An 893-nucleotide genomic window follows, 5' to 3' on the forward strand; every position below is an offset into this window, starting at 1 on the left:
GGACCAGTTTTTTGCTTCCCCTCCCGATACGGGGCTGGCCGGACAGAGTGTGGCCGTCGCCGCGGCACAAAACGGGGATTATGTCTCTGCTGCCCGGATATACGCGGCTCTTCTCGGGGCGGGGAGGGAGACACCGGCACTTTGGGCAGGGTATGCGGAGGCCCTTTTCCGGCTGGAAGCCTACCCGGAAGCGCTGGGCGCTTATGACCGTCTGGCGGTGTTGACCGAAAAGGGCTGTACCGCCCGGATCGGGCAGGGCAAGACCAGCCTGCGATTGAAGCAGCCGTCCGTTGCCGTTCTGCATTTTCAAGGCTGCATCGGGCGGGAGCCGGAGAACCGGGCCGCCCTTGCGGGATTGGCCGTTGCCCATGACATGGCGGGAAAGCCAGATCAATCTGCCCCCCTGTATCAAAGGCTTTTGGAAAGCCGGCCCGACGATATCCAAATCCTGAACAATTATGGGGTTTCCCTGTTGCTGGCGGGCCGCCTTAAGGAGGCCATCACCCGGCTGTCCCAAATCGCCTTTGGGCCTGCTTCCACGCGTCGGGTTCGGCAAAATCTGGCCTTGGCCTACGCCCTGAACGGGGACAGCGGTGCAGCTTTCAATATCGGCTTGCTGGACCTTGGCGCGGAGGAGGCGACCGCCAACCTGAAATACTATGAGTTGCTTCGATCCATGAAGAGCAATGTGGCCCTCCGCGCTTTTCTGTTCGCCGGGGAGGGGCCGAAAACATGATGATCAGAAAGGCCCGTCGCCCGTCGCCCGCCCGTCCGCCGCTGCTTGCCGCGTTTCTGGCAAGTTGCCGGGGGGTGACCAGCGTCGAATTGGCCCTGACCCTGCCGGTCCTTCTGGCAATGATCTTTCTGGTTATCGATCTGCAACGGCTTTCCTT

The 893-nt window shown here is 61.7% G+C and carries 2 protein-coding genes; both read left to right on the plus strand.

Annotated elements, in window-relative coordinates; all coding sequences use genetic code 11:
• The coding region (locus QQJ79_RS15450) for a tetratricopeptide repeat protein (RefSeq protein ID WP_284223820.1) at window positions 1-736 on the plus strand (736 nt) is incomplete at its 5' end.
• On the plus strand, window positions 736-893 hold a 158-nt coding region (locus QQJ79_RS16100), incomplete at its 3' end, for a TadE/TadG family type IV pilus assembly protein (RefSeq protein WP_431307611.1). The genes QQJ79_RS15450 and QQJ79_RS16100, both read left to right, overlap by 1 nt.

The sequence above is a fragment of the Brevundimonas denitrificans genome (genome assembly GCF_030160755.1).
Lineage (GTDB): Bacteria > Pseudomonadota > Alphaproteobacteria > Caulobacterales > Caulobacteraceae > Brevundimonas > Brevundimonas denitrificans.